At 65.1% G+C, this 16,415-nt stretch carries 10 protein-coding genes; 5 read left to right on the top strand and 5 right to left on the bottom strand.

Going from position 1 to position 16,415, the window contains the following annotated elements; translation table 11 throughout:
• The first annotated feature begins 24 nt into the window (after nt 1-24).
• The 4 genes from rloA2 to creD all read left to right on the top strand — a co-directional run bounded on the left by rloA2 (nt 25) and on the right by creD (nt 4,209).
• Complete coding sequence (gene rloA2 / locus FW760_RS05575) at nt 25-525, top strand: retropepsin-like aspartic peptidase RloA2 (RefSeq protein ID WP_043863647.1); 501 nt, start codon at nt 25-27, stop codon at nt 523-525.
• Nucleotides 526-666: 141 nt separating this feature from the next.
• On the top strand, nt 667-1,347 hold the full coding sequence (gene creB, locus FW760_RS05570) for a two-component system response regulator CreB (RefSeq protein ID WP_043863648.1): 681 nt from the start codon (nt 667-669) through the stop codon (nt 1,345-1,347).
• Nucleotides 1,347-2,780, top strand: a complete 1,434-nt coding sequence (creC, locus tag FW760_RS05565) for a two-component system sensor histidine kinase CreC (RefSeq protein WP_043863649.1) — start codon at nt 1,347-1,349, stop codon at nt 2,778-2,780. Before creB ends, creC begins: the two co-directional genes overlap by 1 nt.
• 94 nt (nt 2,781-2,874) lie before the next feature.
• The gene (gene creD, locus FW760_RS05560; RefSeq protein ID WP_446443688.1) at nt 2,875-4,209 is read left to right on the top strand and encodes a cell envelope integrity protein CreD; all 1,335 of its coding nucleotides are present in this window, start codon (nt 2,875-2,877) and stop codon (nt 4,207-4,209) included.
• Nucleotides 4,210-4,388: 179 nt separating this feature from the next.
• Here the strand turns inward: creD and FW760_RS05555 are convergent, their stop codons facing one another.
• The 5 genes from FW760_RS05555 to aceE all read right to left on the bottom strand — a co-directional run bounded on the left by FW760_RS05555 (nt 4,389) and on the right by aceE (nt 13,073).
• Nucleotides 4,389-5,021, bottom strand: coding sequence for a glutathione S-transferase (locus tag FW760_RS05555; protein WP_088514275.1), 633 nt, complete (start codon nt 5,019-5,021; stop codon nt 4,389-4,391).
• 9 nt (nt 5,022-5,030) lie between these two features.
• Nucleotides 5,031-5,696 (bottom strand): peptide-methionine (S)-S-oxide reductase MsrA, encoded by a 666-nt coding sequence (gene msrA / locus FW760_RS05550; protein WP_043863652.1) that lies wholly within the window; start codon nt 5,694-5,696, stop codon nt 5,031-5,033.
• Between the two features lie 69 nt (nt 5,697-5,765).
• On the bottom strand, nt 5,766-8,459 hold the full coding sequence (locus tag FW760_RS05545) for a sensor domain-containing phosphodiesterase (protein ID WP_043863653.1): 2,694 nt from the start codon (nt 8,457-8,459) through the stop codon (nt 5,766-5,768).
• Nucleotides 8,460-8,776: 317 nt separating this feature from the next.
• A complete protein-coding gene (gene aceF / locus FW760_RS05540) occupies nt 8,777-10,414 on the bottom strand; it encodes a dihydrolipoyllysine-residue acetyltransferase (protein WP_058541811.1) in 1,638 nt (545 codons plus the stop codon).
• Nucleotides 10,415-10,427: 13 nt separating this feature from the next.
• Nucleotides 10,428-13,073 (bottom strand): pyruvate dehydrogenase (acetyl-transferring), homodimeric type, encoded by a 2,646-nt coding sequence (aceE, locus tag FW760_RS05535; RefSeq protein ID WP_043863655.1) that lies wholly within the window; start codon nt 13,071-13,073, stop codon nt 10,428-10,430.
• A 383-nt stretch (nt 13,074-13,456) separates the two neighbouring features.
• Here aceE and glnE point away from each other — a divergent pair, with 383 nt between their 5' ends.
• Entirely contained in the window at nt 13,457-16,393 is a 2,937-nt protein-coding gene (gene glnE, locus FW760_RS05530; protein WP_446443687.1) for a bifunctional [glutamate--ammonia ligase]-adenylyl-L-tyrosine phosphorylase/[glutamate--ammonia-ligase] adenylyltransferase, read from the top strand.
• The last annotated feature ends 22 nt before the right edge of the window (nt 16,394-16,415 follow it).

Below are 16,415 nucleotides of genomic sequence, written 5' to 3'. Positions count from 1 at the left end.
ACTTTTCTCAAGGAAGCTGACCCGGTGAAATCCGTACTTGCACTGCTTTCCCTGCTGGCCTTGCCGGTGATGGCCGCCGAGCCGACCCTGTATGGCCGTTATGAATACATTGGCGTGGCGGACCTCGACCAGACGTTCAAGGCCAAGATGGACACCGGCGCGCTGACCGCGTCGCTGTCGGCCAAGGACATCGAGCGCTTCAAGCGTGATGGTGAGGACTGGGTGCGGTTCCGCCTGGCGACCAAGGATGCCGACGGCAAGGTGTATGAACACAAGGTGGCGCGCATCAGCAAGATCAAGAGCCGCGCCGATGAAGACGAGGACGGCGAAGCACCCGACCCGGCCAAGCGTCCGGTGGTGGAGCTGGAGTTGTGCCTGGGCGACGTCAAGCGCACGGTGGAGGTCAACCTGACCGACCGCAGCAGCTTCAACTACCCGCTGCTGATCGGGGCCAAGGCGCTGCGCGAGTTCGGCGCGGCGGTGAACCCGGCGCGCCGGTTTACGGCGGGCAAGCCTGAATGCTGAGTTGAATCCATCGCGGCTCAAGCCCGCTCCCACAAGGGCCGTCGTTCTCCCGTGGGAGCGGGCTTGACCCGCGACAGGGCCTTGTCAGTCGAGGGATAATCCCCTACAAGTGCACCCAAACCTGCCAGGCCTGCACCGCCCATGCCCCACATACTGATTGTCGAAGACGAAGCGGCCATCGCCGACACCCTGATCTTTGCCCTGCAAGGCGACGGTCACAGCACCGAATGGGTGACCCTGGGCAGCGCCGCGCTGGAACAGCAGCGTCAGCGCCCGGCTGACCTGATCATTCTCGATATCGGCCTGCCGGATATCAACGGCTTCGAAACCTGCCGCCAGCTGCGCCGCTTCAGCGAGGTACCGGTGATGTTCCTCAGCGCCCGCGATGGGGAGATCGACCGCGTGGTGGGCCTGGAGATCGGTGCCGACGACTATGTGGTCAAACCCTTCAGCCCGCGTGAAGTGGCGGCGCGGGTACGCGCCATCCTCAAGCGCATGACCCCGCGCAGCGAACCCGAGGCCCCCGAAACGCCCTTCAGCATCGACTCCCAGCGCCTGCAGATCAGCTATCGCGGTCAATCGCTCACCCTCACCCGGCACGAATTTCGCCTGCTGCAATGCCTGCTCGAACAACCCGAACGGGTGTTCAGCCGCGAGCAACTGCTGGATGCCACCGGCGTGCCGGCCGAGGCCGGCTACGAGCGCAACGTCGACAGCCACATCAAGAGCCTGCGCGCCAAGCTGCGCACTGTGCAGGCCGACGCCGAACCTATCCAGACCCACCGCGGCCTGGGCTACAGCTACAGCCCCGGGCACAGCTGATGCGTCTGGGCATCCGCATCTTCCTGGTGTACTTCCTGTTCGTCGGGCTGACCGGCTACTTCATCCTCAACACCGTGCGCGAACAGGTGCGCCCGGGTGTGCGCCAGTCCACCGAGGAAACCCTGGTGGACACCGCCAACCTGCTGGCCGAGATTCTGCGCGACGAGGTCAAGGCCGGCACCCTCGGCCAGGGCCGGCTGCCCGAGCTGCTCAAGGCTTACGGCAAGCGCCAGCCCAGGGCCGATATCTGGGGCCTGGCCAAGAACGAGGTCAACCACCGCATCTACGTCACCGACGCCAACGGCAAGGTGTTGCTCGACTCCAGCGGCGAAGCCCTGGGCCAGGACTACTCGCGCTGGAACGACGTGTACCTGACCCTGCGCGGCGAGTATGGCGCCCGCTCCACCCGCAGCGATCCGGACGACCCGGAGTCGTCGGTGATGCATGTGGCGGCGCCGATCATCGATGCCGGCAAGATCATCGGCGTGGTCACCGTGGCCAAGCCGAACAAGTCGTTGCAGCCGTATATCGATCGCTCCGAGCGGCGCCTGTTCAACCTGGGCCTTGGCCTGATCGTGCTGGGCCTGCTGGTGGGCGCCGGGCTGTCGTGGTGGCTGGCGCGCTCGCTGCGTCGGCTGACGCGCTATGCGCAGGCGGTCAGCGAGGGTGAACGCGTGGCCTTGCCGCATTACCGCGGCGGCGAGCTGGCGCAACTGGCCGGTGCGGTGGAGCGCATGCGCACGCAGCTGGAGGGCAGGGCGTATGTGGAGCGCTACGTGCACACCCTGACCCACGAGCTGAAAAGCCCGCTGGCGGCGATTCGCGGGGCCAGCGAGCTGCTGCAGGGGCCGATGAGCGACGAGCAGCGCCAACGCTTTGCCAGCAATATCGAAAGCGAGAGCGCGCGCATGCAGCAGTTGATCGAGCGGCTGCTGGACCTGGCCCAGGTCGAGCAGCGCCAGGGCCTGGAAGACCAGCAGCAGGTGCCACTGGCGGCGCTGGTGGACGAGGTGCTGCTGGCCCAGAGCGCGCGCATCGAAAGCGCCGGCCTGCAGGTGCGCCAGCGGGTACCGGCCAGCGTGCGGCTGCTGTGCGAGCCGTTTCTGCTGCGCCAGGCCATCGGCAACCTGCTGGAGAACGCCCTGGACTTCACCCCGCCGGGCGGCCTGCTGGTGGTCGACCTGGAGACACGGGGCCCACGGCTGGCGCTGAGCCTGTACAACCAGGGGGCGGCGATACCGGACTATGCCCTGGGCCGGCTCAGCGAGCGCTTCTACTCGCTGCCGCGCCCGGGCACGGGGCGCAAGAGCACAGGCCTTGGGCTGAACTTCGTCGAGGAAGTGATGCAGCTGCATGGCGGCTCGCTGGAGGTGGCCAACGTCGAGGACGGCGTGCGGGTGCGCCTGTGGCTGCCCAACGAGCGGCTGGGCTGAGCTCCACGCACTCTCCACATAACTCCACACAAGCGCCCAACCCGCTCCATGCACGGCGGGCAGACTGGCTCCATCGAAACCGGAGCCATTGCCCATGAACCGAACCCTGAGCATCAAACTGGGCGCCATCGCCTTTCTGATCGTGTTGCTGCTGATACCCCTGCTGATGATCGGCGGCCTGATCCAGGACCGCCAGCAGCAGCGCGACAGTGTGGTCGAGGACATCGCCCAGAGCTCCAGCTACAGCCAGCAGATCAGCGGGCCGCTGCTGGTGGTGCCGTACCGCAAGATCCAGCGCACCTGGAAAACCGTGGATGGCAGCACCCAGCAGCAGACCAGCACGGTGGCCGGGCATCTGTACTTTCTGCCCGAAACCCTGGAGGTCGACGCCAAGGTCGACACCGAGCTGCGTTCGCGGGGCATCTACCAGGCGCGCCTGTTCCACGCCGACAACCGCATCAGCGGGCAATTCAAGGTGCCGGCGCAGTGGGGCATCACCGAAGACTTCGACGATTACCGCTTCGACCCGGCGTTTCTGGCCGTGGGCATCAGCGATATCCGCGGTATCGAGAAGAGCCTGGAACTGAACGTGAATGGCCAGTCGCTGGCCTTCGCCGCGGGCACGGGGCTGGGCTGGCTGGGCGGCGGTGTGCACGTGACGCTGCCCGACCTCGACGGCCGCGCCGAGACCCGCCTGGACTACGCCTTCGACCTTAGCCTGCAGGGCACCGGGCGCCTGCATGTGCTGCCGTTAGGGCGCAGCACCACGGTGAACATGGCGGCGAACTGGCCGCATCCAAGCTTCATCGGCAACTACCTGCCCATCAGCCGCGAGATCGACGCCCACGGCTTCAGCGCGCGCTGGCAGACCTCGTTCTTCTCCACCAACCTGGAGGATGCGCTGACCCAGTGTGTGGTCAACAACGCCTGCGACGACTTTCACGGGCGCAGTTTCGGCGTGAGCTTCGTCGACCCGGTGGACCAGTACCTCAAGAGCGAGCGGGCGATCAAGTATGCGCTGTTGTTCATTGCGCTGACCTTTGCCGGGTTCTTCCTGTTCGAGATTCTCAAGAACCTCAGCGTGCACCCGATCCAGTATGCGCTGGTGGGTGTGGCCCTGGCGTTCTTCTACCTGCTGTTGCTGTCGTTGTCGGAGCACCTGGGGTTCGGGTTGGCGTATGCGCTGTCGGCGGGCGGCTGCGTGCTGCTGATCGGCTTCTACCTGTGCCACGTGCTGCGCAGCCTGGCGCGCGGGCTGGGGTTTGCGGCGGGCTTGCTGGTGCTGTACGCGATGCTGTACGGGCTGCTGGGCGCCGAGGACTACGCGCTGCTGATGGGCTCGTTGCTGCTGTTCGGCCTGCTTGGGGTGTTCATGGTGCTGACACGCCGCCTGGACTGGTATCAGGTTGGGCAGGGGATCTTGAAATGAGCGGATTGAGAGAGGAACGCACGCTGGGGGCTGTGATGGTGGGGGAAATCAGATTGATCTGGGCTGCCGAGATCAGCGTCGACTTCATCGCGGGTCAAACCCGCTCCCACAGGTCCGGTACAAGCCTCAAGGGCAGCAGCAGATCTGTGGGGGTGAGCTTGACCCGTGATGAGGCCCGATCAGGCCACAGAAGGGGCGGTCTTTAGCATCGATTCGCGCTGACTCACCTCGGCATACCAGGCTGCCAGTTTCGGCTGGCGCTCGCGCCAGCCAAGGTCCGGCAGGCGCAGGTCGATGTAGCCCAGCGCGCAGGCCACCCCGATTGCCGCTACGTCGAACACCGAGGCCAGTTCGGCCAGGTGCTCGTCTTCCAGGTGCGCCAGCGCGCGCCGGATCTTGTCCTGCTGGGCGTCGACCCACGGCGTCCAGCGCTTGTCCTCAGGGCGCAGGAAGGTCTCGTAGCGCGCCACCACCGCCGCGTCCATGATCGCATCGGCCAGCGACGCCAGGGTCAGGCGCCGCCAGCGCGCCGGGCCTTCGCGCGGGATCAGCGGGTTGCCCACATGCTGATGGTCGAGAAACTCGACGATCACGCGGCTGTCATGCAGCACCGTGCCGTCCTCCAGGCGCAACGCCGGGATCTTGCCCGCCGGGTTGCCCAGGTTCAGCTCGGCATCGGTCTTGATCGGGCTCAGGTCGACGGGATGCAGGGCTACCCGCTCGGCCTGCCCGGTCTCGTGCAGCAGCACGCGAACCTTGCGCACGAATGGCGAGGCGGCGGCATGGAACAGGGTCATGCTCGGTGTGCTCATGGCGTGGCCTCAGTTGCCTTGCAGGCTGGGTGGCAGGCACACGCCAGTGCCGCCGATGCCGCAGTAGCCATTCGGGTTCTTGGCCAGGTACTGCTGGTGATAGGCCTCGGCGAAGTACACGGTCGGTGCCTGGGCGATCTCGGTGGTGATCTGGCCGAAACCGGCCTTGTTCAGCTCGGCCTGGTAAGCCTGCCTGCTGGCCTCGGCCAGTTCCAGCTGTTCGGGGCTGGTGCAGTAGATGGCCGAACGGTACTGGGTGCCGACGTCGTTGCCCTGGCGCATGCCCTGGGTGGGGTTGTGCAGCTCCCAGAACATGGTCAGCAGGTCCTGGTAGCTGACCTTGGCCTTGTCGAACACCACCAGCACCACTTCGGTGTGGCCGGTCAGGCCCGAGCAGACTTCTTCGTAGGTGGGGTTGGGGGTGAAACCGCCGGCGTAGCCGACCACGGTGCTGACCACACCTTCACGCTGCCAGAAGCGCCGCTCGGCGCCCCAGAAGCAGCCCAGGCCGAAGATCGCGAAATCGACGTCTTCGAAGAACGGGCCCAGCAGCGGTGTGTCTTCGAACACGAAATGCTTCTCGGGCAGCGTCATCGGGGTCTCGCGACCCGGCAGCGCCTGTTCGGCGGCAGGCAGTACGTTTTTGTTCACCAGAATCTCCGAGCGCAGGACCATGGGCGGTTCCTCTTCAAGGCAGGATGTGTAGGGGGTAGACCCGTAGTGTGCCCGAGTGTTTCGCCGCTGTCAGGCGATTGGGCCACGCGGATAGCGCTTGAGTTTTTCGATCAGCTCGCTGCCGGGGATCGGCCGGTCGAACAGGTAGCCCTGGCCGACGTCGCAGCGGTGGCGGCGCAGGAACGCCAGCTGTTCGGCGGTCTCGATGCCTTCGGCCACCACCTTGAGCTTGAGGTTGTGAGCCATGGCCACCACTGCCGAGGTGATTTCCATATCGTCCTGGTTGTCCGGGATCTCGTGGATGAAGCTGCGGTCGATCTTGATGATGTCGATCGGGAATTTCTTCAGGTAGCTGAGCGAGGAGTAGCCGGTGCCGAAGTCGTCCATGGCCAGGGTCAGGCCCAGTTGCTTGAGCTCGTCGAGCTGGCGGTGGGTATCCTCGGTGGCTTCGAGCAGCAGGCCCTCGGTCAGTTCCAGTTCCAGCAGGTGTGGCGGCAGGGCTTCTTCCTTGAGGATGTTGGCGATCGAGCTGACCAGCTCCGGGTCGGAGAACTGCTTGGGCGACAGGTTGATCGCCACCTGCAGGTTGCCCATGCCCTCGGTGCTCAGCAGCTGGCTCATGCGGCAGGCCTGGCGCGCGATCCACTTGCCGATGGGGATGATCAGCCCGGTTTCCTCGGCCACGCTGATGAACTGGTCGGGGCGGATCATGCCCCGCTCCGGGTGGTTCCAGCGTAGCAAGGCCTCCAGGCCGAGCAGGCGGCCGCTGCGCAGGCACAGCTTGGGCTGGTAGAACACGTCCAGTTCGTTCTGGGTCAGGGCGCGGCGCAGGTTGTTTTCCACGAACAGCTTGTAGCTGGCCTCGGCGTTGAGCGCCTCGGTGAACACCTGCACCTGGTGCTTGCCGTTGGCCTTGGCCTTGTGCAGGGCCAGGCCGGCGTTCTTCATCAGGGTCTGCGGGTCGCGCCCGTGCAGCGGCGCACACGCCAGGCCCACCGAGCCGGTCACGCTGATCAGCTGGTTGTCGACGAACATCGGCTTGTCGAGGGTGTTGAGCAACTGCTGGGCCACCTGCTGGCCGGCATCCAGGCTGCTGTCCTCCAGCAGCACGGCGAATTCGTTGCTGGCAAAGCGCGCCAGGCTGCCACCGGGGCTCAGGCTGTTGCGCAGGCGCCGGGCCAGGCTGATCAGCAGCTTGTCGCCGGTCTGGTGCCCGAGGCTGTCGTTGATGCGCTTGAAGTTGTCGATGTCCACCAGCAGCAGGCAGATGGGGCTGTCGCTGTCGCGCTCGAAGCGCTCGTCGAGGCTGCGGATGAACGCCGGGCGGTTGCCCAGGCTGGTGAGGTTGTCGGTGTAGGCCAGGCGTTCGATGCGCTGCTGGGCCAGCTTGCTCTGGGTGATGTCTTCGTAGATGCCGATGTAGTGGGTCAACTCGCGGTTGTCGCCATACACCTTGGAGATCGACAGTTGACCCCAGTAGGGCTCGAGGTTCTTGCGCCGGCTCTTGAATTCGCCCTGCCAGCTGTTGCCCATGGCCAGGCTCGATGGCGAGTCGAACAGCAGCTCGCTGAGGTTCTCCAGTGCGGTGAGCTCGGACAGGCGGTGGCCATGCACCTCTTCGGGTGTGTACTGGGTGATCTCGGTGAAGCTGGGGTTGACGTATTCCACCACGCCATCGCGGTTGACCAGCAGAAAGGCGTTGGCGCTTTGTTCCACCGCGCGCTGGAACAGGTGCAGGGCGCTGGTGGCGGTGCGCCGGTTGTGGTTGTTGATGACCTGGGCGAACTGGTCGGCCAGCTCACCGGCAAAGGCGATTTCATCCGATTGCCAGGCCCGGGTCGAGCCGCTGTGTTCCAGGCAGAGCACGCCGACCACCTGGCCGTCGATGCGGATGCTGGCATCGAGCATGGCGTGGATACCGCGCTGGCGCAGGCTCTCGGAGATTTCGCGGGTGCGTGGGTCGCGCGCCGCGTTGTGCGCATCGATGGCGCGGCTGGTGTGCAGCGCCTCGAGGTAGTCGGGAAATCGCCCGGCATCGATCGCCTCGGGCAGGCGGTACTCCTGGGTGGCGCGGTAGAACGCCGAGATCGGTTCCAGTTGCTGGCCTTCCAGGTACCAGATGCTGGCGCAGTCGATGCTGTAGATTTCGCAGGCACTGCGGGTGATCAGCTCGGCGGCTTCCTGCAGCGAGTTGTCGGCGCTGTAGCGCTGGCGCGCCAGGCGCAGGATCAGGTCCTGCTGGGCGCGTACACGCTCCAGGTGCTCGAGCTGTTCCTGCTGCGCCTGCTGGTTGAGCTGCAGGGCGATCTGCAGGCGGTTGTTGCGGGTTTCGAGTTCTGCCGCCGAAAGGTCGGGTGTGTCGTTGGGCTGGGCATCGAGCACCAGCAGATAGCCGCGCAGCAACTGGCGGTTGTGCTGCCGGTAGGCTTCGCCCAGCTCCAGCATATTGAGCGGGCCCAGGCTGGTGTGCAGGGTATAACGCACCAGGTAGTACGGACGCTGCGCCAGTTGCAGCTCGATGGTGTCGTGCAGCTTGTAGCGTGCCTCGGGCTCCATCAGGCTGGCATAGGGCGAGCCGATCAGCGCACACAGGTCGACGGCCGCCTGGCCGAACTGACGCTCGCAGCCCGGGTCGAGGAACAGCATGGCCCAGCTGGCCTCATTCAGCCGCTCGAAACGCAGCATGCCGAGCCGCGAAGGCACCGGCAACTGCGTCACTACCTCGGCCACCGTACGGCTGGCGGCATCAGGTTGGCTTTTCATGGGAAGCTCGCTTCAAGAAGGCTGTTGGCGCGGGCTGGGCGAAGTGCTGCTACGCGTTTGAGCAAGGTTGCATCATGTGCTTGAGGCTGACAAGCAATAGAGTGGCCTGGCTTGATCTGTATCGGCTGACAGGTACAAATTCTTCAGTAATGCCGAGACGGATTGCGTCTGGCGGTGCCGCTCAAGGTGGGACGTTGAGCGGCACGGCATGAATCGCAGGCAAAAAAAGCCCCGCCAGATGGCGGGGTTGAGGTACGAGCGTGGCAGCTCGAAAACAGTGTCCGTGCTCCCCGGCAGGGGAGCACGGCGTGCAGCAGTTACAGCAGCATGGTGCGGATGTCGGTCAGCAGCTCGCCCAGGCGCTTGGTGAAGCGCGCGGCAGCGGCACCGTTGATCACGCGGTGATCGTACGACAGCGACAGCGGCAGCATCAGCTTGGGCTGGAACGCCTTGCCATCCCACACCGGCTGGATGGTGGCCTTGGACACACCCAGGATCGCCACTTCCGGCGCGTTGACGATCGGCGTGAAGCCGGTGCCGCCAATGTGACCGAGGCTGGAGATGGTGAAGCAGGCGCCCTGCATGTCGTCGGCAGAAAGCTTCTTGGTGCGGGCCTTTTCAGCCAGGGCCGCCGCTTCTGCAGCCAGCTGCAGCAGGCTCTTCTGGTCGACGTTCTTGATCACGGGGACCAGCAGGCCGTCTGGCGTATCCACGGCGAAACCGACGTTGACGTACTTCTTGCGAATGATCGCCTTGCCGCTAGGGGCCAGCGACGCGTTGAAGTCCGGCAGTTCCTTGAGCAGGTGCGCACAGGCCTTGAGCAGCAAGGGCAGCACGGTCAGCTTGACGCCGGCTTTCTCGGCCACGGCCTTCTGCGCAACGCGGAAGGCTTCCAGCTCGGTGATGTCGGCGCTGTCGAACTGGGTCACGTGCGGCACGTTCAGCCAGCTGCGGTGCAGGTTGGTGGCGCCAGCCTGCATCAGGCGGGTCATCGGCACTTCTTCGGTTTCACCGAAGCGGCTGAAGTCGACTGCCGGGATCGGCGGGATGCCCGCACCACCGGTCGCGCCGGCAGCCGGTGCTTCCTTGGCCTTCTGCATCATGGCCTTGACGTACACCTGCACGTCTTCCTTGAGCACGCGGCCGTGCGGGCCGCTGGCAGCCACGGCGCTCAGCTCGACGCCGAACTCGCGGGCCAGCTGACGCACGGCAGGGCCGGCGTGAACCTTGGCACCGCTTGGCGCTGGCGCAGCGGCCGGGGCCGGTGCGGCTTCGGCCTTGGCAGCCGGTGCGGCGGCAGGCGCAGCAGCCGGGGCCGCTTCAGCCTTGGCAGCCGGTGCAGCAGCGGCAGGCGCTGCTGGCGCGGCGGCGCCCTGGACCTTGAGCTTGAGGATGAAGTCGCCAGTGCCGACTTCGTCTTCGAGCTTGACGCCGATGCTTTCCACCACGCCGGCAGCTGGCGACGGGATTTCCATCGAGGCCTTGTCGGACTCCAGGGTAATCAGCGACTGGTCGGCTTCGACGCTGTCGCCGACCTTGACCAGCAGCTCGATGATCTTGGCCTTGCCCGACGAGCCGATGTCCGGCACGTGGATGTCCTGCACAGTGGCAGCCGCAGGTGCAGCGGCCGGTGCCGGGGCAGCCTCTGCAGCCGGGGCGGCAGCAGGCTTTTGTTCGGCGGCAGGCGCAGCGTCAGCCGGTGCCTCGGGCGCCGCAGCGGCGCCCTCGACTTCCAGTTCCAGCAGTTCGTCGCCTTCTTTCAGGCGGTCGCCCAGCTTGACCTTCAGGGCCTTGATCACACCGGCCTTGGGGGCCGGGATCTCCATGGAGGCCTTGTCCGACTCCAGGGTCAGCAGGCTCTGGTCGGCTTCGATACGGTCGCCGACTTTGACGAACAGCTCGATGATTTCACCTTCACCGCTGCCGATGTCAGGTACGCGAATGAGTTCGCTCACTTAAAAATACTCCTCAGCAGTCCAGTGGGTTGCGCTTGTCCGGGTCGATGCCGAACTTGGTGATGGCATCGGCCACGACCTTCGGTTCGATCTCGCCACGGTCAGCCAGGGCTTCCAGGGCAGCCAGCACCACGAAGTGACGGTCGACTTCGAAGAAGTGACGCAGCTTCTTGCGGCTGTCGCTGCGACCGAAGCCATCGGTACCCAGGACCTTGAATTCCTTGCTCGGTACCCACTGACGAATCTGCTCGGCGAACAGCTTCATGTAGTCGGTAGAGGCGATGACCGGGCCCTTGCGGCCGCCCAGGCACTCCTCGATGTAGGTCTGCTTGGGCTTCTGGCCAGGGTGCAGGCGGTTGCTGCGCTCCACGGCCAGGCCGTCGCGACGCAGTTCGTTGAAGCTGGTGACGCTCCACACGTCGGCACCGACGTTGAACTCTTCACGCAGGATCTTCGCCGCTTCACGCACTTCGCGCAGGATGGTGCCGGAGCCCATCAGCTGGACGTGGTGCGCTGCGTCCTTGGTATCTTCCTCGAGCAGGTACATGCCCTTGATGATGCCTTCCTCGACACCGGCCGGAATGGCAGGCTGCTGGTAGGACTCGTTCATCACGGTGATGTAGTAGAAGACGTCCTGTTGCTCTTCGGTCATCTTCTTCATGCCGTCCTGGATGATCACCGCCAGCTCGTAGCCGTAGGTCGGATCATAGGTGCGGCAGTTCGGGATGGTCGCGGCCAGCATGTGGCTGTGACCGTCTTCGTGCTGCAGGCCTTCACCGTTGAGGGTGGTACGCCCGGCAGTACCGCCGATCAGGAAGCCACGGGTGCGGCTGTCGCCAGCGGCCCAGGCCAGGTCGCCGATACGCTGGAAGCCGAACATCGAGTAGAAGATGTAGAACGGCAGCATCGGCTGGTTGTGGTTCGAGTACGAGGTACCGGCGGCGATGAACGACGACATGGCGCCGGCTTCGTTGATGCCTTCCTCGAGGATCTGGCCCTTCTTGTCCTCGCGGTAGAACATCACCTGGTCCTTGTCGACGGGCTCGTAGAGCTGACCGACGGACGAGTAGATGCCCAGTTGGCGGAACATGCCTTCCATACCGAAGGTACGCGCTTCGTCCGGGATGATCGGGACGATGCGCTGGCCGATTTCCTTGTCCTTGACCAGCTGCGCGAGGATGCGCACGAAGGCCATGGTGGTGGAGATTTCACGGTCGCCCGAGCCGTCCAGGATTGCCTTGAGGGTTTCCAGTGGCGGGGTCGGGATGCTGAAGCTCTTGGCCCGGCGCTGTGGCACGAAACCGCCCAGGGCAGAACGGCGCTCGCTCAGGTAACGGGCTTCGGCGCTGCCTTCTTCAGGCTTGAAGAACGGCAGGTTCTCCAGGTCTTCGTCCTTGACCGGGATGTCGAAACGATCGCGGAAGTGACGCAGGCTGTCGACGTCGACCTTCTTGGTGTTGTGCGCGGTGTTCTTGGCTTCGCCAGCACCGGTGCCGTAACCCTTGATGGTCTTGGCCAGGATGACCGTAGGCTGGTCCTTGTGGTTGACCGCCTGGTGGTAGGCTGCATAGACCTTGTACGGGTCGTGGCCACCACGGTTGAGCTTCCAGATCTCGTCGTCGGACAGGTCGGCGACCATGGCCTTGAGTTCCGGGGTGTTGAAGAAGTGCTCACGGACGAACGCGCCGTCCTTGGCCTTGTAGTTCTGGTACTCGCCGTCGATGACTTCGTCCATGCGGCGCTGCAGGATGCCGTCGACGTCCTTGGCCAGCAGTGGGTCCCAGAAACGGCCCCAGACCACCTTGTTGACGTTCCAGCCACCACCACGGAACACGCCTTCGAGTTCCTGGATGATCTTGCCGTTGCCGCGAACCGGGCCGTCGAGGCGCTGCAGGTTGCAGTTGATGACGAAGATCAGGTTGTCCAGCTTCTCGCGGCCTGCCAGGGAGATCGCACCCAGGGATTCCGGCTCGTCGCACTCGCCGTCGCCCATGAAGCACCAGATCTTCTGCTTGCCGGCAGGGATGTAGCCGCGGCTTTCCATGTACTTCATGAAACGTGCCTGGTAGATCGCCTGGATCGGGCCCAGACCCATCGAAACGGTCGGGAACTGCCAGAAGTCAGGCATCAGCCACGGGTGCGGGTAGGACGACAGGCCTTGACCATCGACTTCCTGACGGAAGTTGTTCATCTGGTCTTCGCTGATGCGGCCTTCCATGAAGGCACGGGCGTAGACGCCCGGCGAGGCATGGCCCTGGAAGTAGATCAGGTCGCCGCCGTGCTCGTCGGTCGGGGCCTGGAAGAAGTAGTTGAAGCCGATGTCGTACAGCGTGGCGCTGGAGGCGAAGCTGGAGATGTGGCCGCCCAGGTCCGAGTCTTTCAGGTTGGTGCGCATTACCATGGCCAGCGCGTTCCAGCGGACCAACGAGCGAATGCGGCGTTCCATGAACAGGTCGCCAGGCATGCGTGCTTCGTGGGTGACGGGAATCGTGTTGCGGTATGGCGTGGTGATGGCATACGGCAGCTGGGAGCCACTACGGGTGGCCAGCTCGCCCATACGGGTCATCAGATAGTGAGCGCGGTCTTCGCCTTCTTTGTCGAGAACCGACTCCAGGGCGTCCAGCCATTCCTGGGTTTCGACGGGATCGAGGTCTTGCATGGCTTGCTCCAGGGCGGAAAGGCTTCCAGAATCGGTTGCCTGAGTTTGCGACTGGCCTTTTGGGCAGACGACATGAAATTCTTGGATTACCGGGCGTTGTACCGGCGGCGTGTAGTTTTACTACAAATCGATCCTCATTACATGCGTTGACAGTAAAAAAGCAGTAGTAAAACTACACGGATAAGGCTCGTGGCCCCTGTTCGGGTTGTGGGATAAAACGATACCGGTGGTTAAAAGCTGGTCGGCATGCGGTTGTTTGCGATGATTTCTATCAAAGAATTACGTTTTTCAGCTATTTATGACCTTTGTACGACAGTCGAACCGTACGCCGAGTTCCCTTGCCCAAGTGCCACCAACCCTTTCACGCCGATCAAGGATAGACCATGAGCCTGCCCCTGCTGGCCGAACTGCCCGCTGCCCTGCAACCGCTGGTCAGCCGTAATGCCACCTCTTTGCGCAACGCCGTCGCGGCCGTCGACGGGCTGAGCCTGGACGACTGGAACGAGCAGCGCTGGGCCGAGTTCGCCCGCGTGGCGGCAGCCAGCGATTTCGTGCTTGAACAGAGCGTGCGCGACCCGGCGATGCTGCTGGCCCTGGCCGCCAGCGGCGAGCTCGACCGCGCCTTCGCCGCCGGCGAGTTGTGTGCCCAGGTGGCCGGTGCGGCGCAGGCCGCCGGCAGCGAAGACGAACTGGCGCGCAACCTGCGCCGCCAGCGCACCCGCCAGCAGGTGCGCATCATCTGGCGCGACCTGACCCGCCAGGCCGACCTGGTGCAGACCTGCCGCGACCTGTCCGAACTGGCCGATGCCGCCATCGACCAGGCGTATCAATGGCTGTACCCGCGCCTGTGCGCGCAGTTCGGGACCCCCACCGGCAATCGCAGCGGCCTGCCCCAGCAGATGGTGGTGCTGGGCATGGGCAAGCTGGGGGCGGTGGAACTGAACCTGTCGTCGGACATCGACCTGATCTTCGCCTACCCCGAGGGCGGCGAAACCGTGGGCGTGAAGCGCCCGCTGGACAACCAGGAGTTCTTCACCCGGCTGGGCCAGCGCCTGATCAAGGCGCTGGACCCGATCACCGTCGACGGCTTCGTGTTCCGCGTCGACATGCGCCTGCGCCCCTACGGCTCGTCCGGCGCGCTGGTGCTCAGCTTCAATGCACTGGAGCAGTACTACCAGGACCAGGGCCGCGACTGGGAACGCTACGCCATGATCAAGGCCCGTGTGGTGGCCGGCGACCAGCAGGCCGGCGCGCAGCTGCAGGACCTGCTGCGCCCGTTCGTGTACCGGCGCTACCTGGACTTCTCGGCGATCGAGGCGCTGCGCACCATGAAGCAGCTGATCCAGCAGGAGGTGCGGCGCAAGGGCATGGCCGAGAACATCAAGCTGGGCGCCGGTGGCATCCGCGAGGTGGAGTTCATCGCCCAGGCGTTCCAGCTGATCCACGGCGGGCGCGACCTGAGCCTGCAGCAGCGACCGTTGCTCAAGGTGCTGGCGACGCTCGAAGGCCAGGGCTACCTGCCGCCGGCGGTAGTGAGCGAGCTGCGCGAGGGCTATGAGTTCCTGCGTTATACCGAACACGCCATCCAGGCCATCGCCGACCGCCAGACCCAGATGCTGCCCGACGACGAACTGGACCGCGCACGTATCGCCTTCATGCTCGGTTTTGCCGACTGGGCGAGCTTCCACGCGCAACTGATGCACTGGCGCGGGCGCATCGACTGGCACTTCCGCCAGGTGATCGCCGACCCCGATGAAGAGGAAGGCGAAGAGGGCGAAGTGGTGGTCGGTGGCGAGTGGCTGCCGCTGTGGGAAGAAGCCCAGGACGAAGAGGCCGCCTGCCGTCAGTTGACCGACGCCGGCTTCGCCGATGCGGCCAGGGCGCTCAAGCAGCTGGCCAGCCTGCGCGCCAGCCCGCAGTTGCGTGCCATGCAGCGCCTGGGCCGCGAACGCCTCGATGCCTTTATACCGCGCCTGCTGGCGCAGGCGGTGGAGCATGCCGACCCGGACCTGGTGCTCGAACGCGTGCTACCGCTGGTGGAGGCCGTGGCGCGGCGCTCGGCCTACCTGGTGCTGCTGACCGAAAACCCCGGTGCGTTGCGCCGCCTGCTGACCCTGTGCGCCGCCAGCCCGTGGATCGCCGAGCAGATCACGCGCTTCCCGCTGCTGCTCGATGAACTGCTCAACGAAGGCCGCCTGTTCAGCCCGCCCCAAGCACCGGAGCTGGCCGCCGAGCTGCGCGAGCGTCTCACGCGCATCCCCGAGGATGACCTTGAACAGCAGATGGAAGCGCTGCGTCACTTCAAGCTGGCCCACAGCTTGCGCGTGGCCGCCTCGGAAATCGCCGGCAACCTGCCGCTGATGAAGGTCAGCGACTACCTGACCTGGCTGGCCGAAGCCATTCTCAACCAGGTGCTGGCCCTGGCCTGGCGCCAGACCGTGGCGCGTCATGGCCAGCCAAAGCGCAGCGATGGCAGCCTGTGCGACCCCGGCTTCATCATCGTCGGCTATGGCAAGGTCGGCGGCATCGAGCTGGGCCACGGCTCGGACCTGGACCTGGTGTTCATCCACGACGGTGACCCCCAGGCCGAGACCGATGGCGCCAAGCCCATCGACAGTGCGCAGTTCTTCACCCGCCTGGGTCAGCGCATCATTCACCTGCTGACCACCCAGACCAACTCCGGCCAGCTGTATGACGTGGACATGCGCCTGCGCCCGTCCGGCGCTTCGGGTTTGCTGGTGAGTTCGCTGGGCGCCTTCGAGCGCTACCAGCGCAACGAGGCCTGGACCTGGGAACACCAGGCACTGGTGCGTGCGCGGGTGTTGGTGGGCTGCCCGCAGGTGGGGGCGGCCTTCGAGGGGGTGCGGGCGCAGGTGCTGGGACAGGCCCGCGACCTGGACAAGCTGCGGGCCGAAGTCAGCGACATGCGCGCCAAGATGCGCGACAACCTCGGCACCCGGGCGACCCAGGCCGGGCTTGGGCCCAACGCCTTCGACAGCGGGGTTGCCTTCGATATCAAGCAGGATGCCGGTGGTATCGTCGATATTGAATTTATGGTGCAATACGCGGCCCTGGCCTGGTCCCACACGCACCCGGCACTGCTGCGCTACACCGACAACATCCGCATTCTCGAAGGGCTGGAGGAGGTCGGGCTGATGCCGGCCAGCGATGCAATTTTGTTGCGTGAAGTGTACAAGGCCTTCCGCTCCGCCGCGCACCGCCAGGCCTTGCAGAAGCAGGCCGGGGTGATCGACGCCGGGCAGTTCGTCGACGAGCGCCGGCAGGTACGGCGCATCTGGGGCGAGCTGGGGTTGACCTGAACGCGGGCTGAACAGCCACCAG

Source organism: Pseudomonas sp. 1176_21 (assembly GCF_052850635.1).
This window is presented reverse-complemented; position numbering and strand designations above follow the sequence as displayed.

Coding starts and splice junctions, on each gene's coding strand:
- creB (WP_043863648.1), top strand. CDS start 667: ATGCCCCACATACTGATTGTCGAAGACGAAGCGGCCATCGCCGACACC.
- creC (WP_043863649.1), top strand. CDS start 1,347: ATGCGTCTGGGCATCCGCATCTTCCTGGTGTACTTCCTGTTCGTCGGG.
- creD (WP_446443688.1), top strand. CDS start 2,875: ATGAACCGAACCCTGAGCATCAAACTGGGCGCCATCGCCTTTCTGATC.
- FW760_RS05555 (WP_088514275.1), bottom strand. CDS start 5,021: ATGAGCACACCGAGCATGACCCTGTTCCATGCCGCCGCCTCGCCATTC.
- msrA (WP_043863652.1), bottom strand. CDS start 5,696: ATGGTCCTGCGCTCGGAGATTCTGGTGAACAAAAACGTACTGCCTGCC.
- FW760_RS05545 (WP_043863653.1), bottom strand. CDS start 8,459: ATGAAAAGCCAACCTGATGCCGCCAGCCGTACGGTGGCCGAGGTAGTG.
- aceE (WP_043863655.1), bottom strand. CDS start 13,073: ATGCAAGACCTCGATCCCGTCGAAACCCAGGAATGGCTGGACGCCCTG.
- glnE (WP_446443687.1), top strand. CDS start 13,457: ATGAGCCTGCCCCTGCTGGCCGAACTGCCCGCTGCCCTGCAACCGCTG.